The following is a 3,941-nucleotide window of genomic DNA, read 5'->3' as shown; positions in this document are numbered from 1 at the left end:
CCCGAACAACAGCAGCAGGTGCCCGGCGTGCAGTCGCGGATGACGCCGGTGCCCGATTGCGGTGAACAAAGTTATCGCGGATCGGGGAAATTGACCGGGAAAGCGGCGGTGATCACCGGCGCGGACAGCGGTATCGGTCGCGCGGTGGCGATCGCCTTCGCTCGCGAGGGCGCGGACGTGCTGATCTCCTATCTCGACGAGCACGACGACGCCGAGGAGGTCGCGGCCCTGGTGGCGGACGCGGGCAGGCGCGCGGTGCTGGTGCCGGGCGATCTCGCCGATCCCGCGCACTGCCGCGCGGTCGTCGACCGGGCCGTGCGGGAATTCGGCCGGATCGACGTGCTGGTGAGCAATGCCGCCTATCAGATGACGCACGAGACGATCGAGGAGATCAGCGAGGAGGAATTCGACCACACCTTCAAACTGAATGTCGGCGCGTACTTCTCCCTGGTGAAGGCGGCGCTGCCGCACATGCCCTCGGGCGGTTCCATCATCGGCAGTTCCTCGGTCAATTCCGATATGCCGTCCCCGACGCTGGCGCCCTACGCCGCCACCAAGGCCGCCATCGCGAACCTGTCCGCCAGCCTGGCCCAGATGCTCGGCGAACGCGGCATCCGGGTCAACAGCGTCGCGCCCGGGCCGATCTGGACCCCGCTCATCCCGTCCACCATGCCGCCGGAGAAGGTCGCGAAGTTCGGCGACGACACCCCGCTCGGCCGCGCCGGCCAGCCCGCGGAGCTGGCCGGGGCCTACGTGCTGTTGGCCTCCGACGACGGCAGCTACATCTCCGGGGCGCGCATCGCGGTCACCGGCGGACGGCCCATCCTCTAGCGCCGCACCCCGCCCCTCGCCGGCCGGGAGAGGACGCGCTGACCGCCCTGGCGAGCGCCTCGCCAGGGCATTCGTCCGTTTCGGGCCGGGGCCGTCGGGTATAGCCGGATCACTCGCTAGATCATCTTTCCCGGAAGCAGGGGGACCCCCGATGACCATCGCCGTCGCTTCGCCGCCGACGCGCCCCACCGCGCGCGGCCCGCTGTCGGAAGCGGTGATCGAGCTGCTCGGGCGTTCTCCCGGCGCCGCCCCGCCCTCGCTCGGCCCGGTGGACGACCCCTTCGGCGACGACCTGCAACTGGCCCTGCACACCTGCTACGAGCTGCACTACCAGGGCTACGGCGAGGTCGATCCCGGCTGGGAGTGGGACCCCGGCCTGCTCGGGCTGCGCGCCGGGATGGAACAGGTGTTCCTCGACGCGCTGCGCGCGGCCGTGCCAGGTGGCGACCGGCTGGAGGACGAGCTGGAGGCGCTGCTGGTCGTCCCGGAGAAGCCGTCCGGCACCGGCGCGTTCCTGCTGGAGGAAGGGCACTGGTGGCAGGTGCGGGAGTACTTCGTGCACCGCTCGATCTACCACCACAAGGAGGCCGACCCCTACGTGTGGGTGATCCCGCGTCTGCGCGGGCAGGCCAAGGCGTCGCTGGTGGCGGTGGAGTTCGACGAGTTCGGCGGCGGCCACGGTGACCGCGTGCACGCGCAGCTGTACGCGGATCTGCTCGCCGGAGCCGGACTGCACCCCGGCTACCTGCACTATCTCGACGACGTGGGCGCCCCGATGCTGGCGCTGGTCAACATGATGTCGCTGTTCGGCCTGCACCGCGTGCACCGCGGCGCGCTGGTCGGGCACTTCGCGAGCGTGGAGATCACCTCCCCGCCCGCCTCGGAACGGCTGGTGCGGATCCTGCGCCGGTTCGACGCCGCCCCGGCGTGCGTGCGCTTCTACGCCGAGCACGTCGAGGCCGACGCCGTGCACGAACAGGTCATGCGCGCCGGGGTGATCGGCGACCTGCTGGCCAGGGAGCCGGACCAGCGCGCGGCCATGACCTTCGGTATCCAGGTCACGAACTTCCTGGAGGACCGCTTCGCCGATCACGTGCTCTCGGCGTGGCGAGCCGGTCGGAGTTCCCTCCGCGAAGGAGCGATCGATGCATAACCCGCTGCGCATTCCCCGGCGCGCCCTGCTGCGTCCCCCCGGCGTCTACCCGCCGCAGGCCGACACCTGGCTGCTGGCCCGCGCCATCGCCGAGGCGGGCATCCCGCGCGGGGCGCACGCGCTCGACGTGTTCACCGGCACCGGCGCGCTGGCCATCGCCGCCCACCGCATCGGCGCGGCCACCGTCACCGCGGTCGACATCTCCCGCCGGGCCGCCGCCGCGGCCTGGGTGAACCTGCACCTGCGCGGGGTGTTCGCCGAGGTGCACTGCGGGGATTTCGCCTCGGTGTTCGGCCGCAGGCCCTATGACCTGGTGGTCGCCAATCCACCCTATGTGCCTGCGCCGCACGACGATCCGGTCGGCGCCGCCCGCGCCTGGGACGCCGGTGTGGACGGTCGCGCCGTCCTCGACCGGCTGTGCGAGCTGGTGCCCTCGGCGCTGTCCCCGCGCGGCACCACCCTGATCGTGCACTCGGCGCTGTCCGACCCGGATCGCACCATCGACGCGCTGCGCGAACAGGGCCTCAAGACCGCCGTCGTCGCCCGCGCCACCGTCCCGTTCGGCCCGGTGCTGCGCTCCCGCGCCGCCTGGCTCTTCGCGACCCGGCGCATCGATCCGGCGACCCGGACCGAAGATCTGGTGGTGATCCGCGGTGACCGCATCCGACGCTGACCGCAGGCGCATGACCTTCACCACCGACGGCCCCGCCCTCGTGGAGGGACCGATCGACCTGGTCACCCCCGACGGGCGCACCATCCACTGCGACCGCTTCCTGGTCGCGATCTGCCTGTGCCGACGGTCCAAGACCTATCCGCTGTGCGACACCAGCCACCGCAGGCGCAAGCTCGGCGCGGGTGGACCGGTCATCCCGCCGCCACCGCGCCCCGCCGACTGACCGGCCGGCGACGCCTCGTGCCGCCGCCGCGGATTCAGCGGGTGCGCCGCCGCGCGGTCAGCGCCCCGACCAGCCACCCGATCGCGAACACCAGCAACAGGATCAGCCACAGCGGCGAACGCACCGTGACGAGCAGGAATTCGATCTCGACCTGACGGCGGTTGGCGAAGATGAACACCAGGGCCAGCACCACCAGCACCAGCGCCAGCCACTGGGTGGGCGACACCCGCGCGAGCAGCGACCGCCTCGGCTCCGGCTCGGCCGCATGCGCGGGGCCGGACCCGGCCCGCCTGCTCATGCCCCGGCCCCCGTCGCCGGCGCGAGCCCGACGTTTCGCTCCGGCGCCGGCCCGGCGTCGACAGCTCGCGGTGGCACTGCACGCGGTGGCACGGCTCGCGGTGGCACTGCCCGGTACGACACTTCCCTGAACGTCACGGCGCACCTCGGGATGTAGTCGGGTCATCGCGGTTCGGCGAGTGCGCTCCACGCTAGGACCGGGCACGCCGGTCTGGATCACCCGAACCGGGTGAAGCGACCGTGCCGCCCGGTTTGCCTCGCATCGCCCCGGGTAGCGCGTACGCGACAGCCGACAGCGACCGAAAGAACCTGCCCATGAGCCGATCCGACGACCCCCGCACCGACGAGCGCGATCACCGGCCGGACCAGGAGGACCGGACCAACCCGGACCGGGCCACCGAGCCCATGCCCGACGAGCCCATGCCCGACGAGGACGGCGGCGACCTGGCCGGTCCCGGCCCCGCCCACGGCCGGCAGGACGACCCCGACGTCTGATCCCGCGCCGCCGGCCGGGAACAGACCCGCGCCGCCGCCGGGATTGAACCGGGCCGCCACGGGTATCACCCGGACCGGGGGGGGGGGGGGGGGCGGGGGGGGGGGGGGCGGGGGGGGGGGGGCGCGGGGGGGGGGGGGGGGGGGGGGGGGGGCCGGGGCGCCCCCCGGGGCGCCCGCGGGGGGGGGGGGGGGGGGCGGCCGGGGGGGGGGGGGGGGGGGGGGGGGGGGGGGGGGGGGGGGGGGGGGGGGGGGGGGGGGGGGGGGGGGGG

Annotated in this window: 7 protein-coding genes; 6 read left to right on the top strand and 1 reads right to left on the bottom strand. The window is 73.8% G+C overall.

Annotated elements, in window-relative coordinates:
* The 4 genes from QH283_RS25355 to QH283_RS25340 all read left to right on the top strand — a co-directional run.
* Nucleotides 1-831 (top strand): glucose 1-dehydrogenase (locus QH283_RS25355; RefSeq protein ID WP_280505446.1); only part of this gene is annotated, 831 nt, incomplete at its 5' end.
* 151 nt (nucleotides 832-982) lie between these two features.
* Nucleotides 983-1,984, top strand: a complete 1,002-nt coding sequence (locus QH283_RS25350) for an iron-containing redox enzyme family protein (protein ID WP_280505445.1) — start codon at nucleotides 983-985, stop codon at nucleotides 1,982-1,984.
* On the top strand, nucleotides 1,977-2,657 hold the full coding sequence (locus QH283_RS25345; protein ID WP_280505444.1) for a HemK2/MTQ2 family protein methyltransferase: 681 nt from the start codon (nucleotides 1,977-1,979) through the stop codon (nucleotides 2,655-2,657). Before QH283_RS25350 ends, QH283_RS25345 begins: the two co-directional genes overlap by 8 nt.
* 10 nt (nucleotides 2,658-2,667) lie before the next feature.
* On the top strand, nucleotides 2,668-2,880 hold the full coding sequence (locus QH283_RS25340; RefSeq protein ID WP_280505447.1) for a CDGSH iron-sulfur domain-containing protein: 213 nt from the start codon (nucleotides 2,668-2,670) through the stop codon (nucleotides 2,878-2,880).
* A gap of 34 nt (nucleotides 2,881-2,914) precedes the next feature.
* Here QH283_RS25340 and QH283_RS25335 read toward each other — a convergent pair whose 3' ends face one another.
* On the bottom strand, nucleotides 2,915-3,178 hold the full coding sequence (locus QH283_RS25335) for a LapA family protein (RefSeq protein ID WP_280505443.1): 264 nt from the start codon (nucleotides 3,176-3,178) through the stop codon (nucleotides 2,915-2,917).
* 314 nt (nucleotides 3,179-3,492) lie between these two features.
* On the opposite strand from QH283_RS25335, the gene QH283_RS25330 reads away from it, so the two are divergent.
* Together QH283_RS25330 and QH283_RS25325 are read left to right on the top strand one after the other, a co-directional pair.
* The gene (locus QH283_RS25330) at nucleotides 3,493-3,672 is read left to right on the top strand and encodes a hypothetical protein (RefSeq protein WP_280505442.1); all 180 of its coding nucleotides are present in this window, start codon (nucleotides 3,493-3,495) and stop codon (nucleotides 3,670-3,672) included.
* 43 nt (nucleotides 3,673-3,715) lie between these two features.
* Nucleotides 3,716-3,941: hypothetical protein (locus QH283_RS25325; RefSeq protein WP_280505441.1), on the top strand; the 226-nt coding region annotated here is incomplete at its 3' end.

It is taken from the genome of Nocardia farcinica, from assembly GCF_029867845.1.
GTDB classification, from domain to species: Bacteria; Actinomycetota; Actinomycetes; order Mycobacteriales; family Mycobacteriaceae; genus Nocardia; species Nocardia farcinica_A.
Note: the sequence above shows the minus strand (reverse complement) of the source record. Positions and strands in the feature narration are given on the sequence as shown.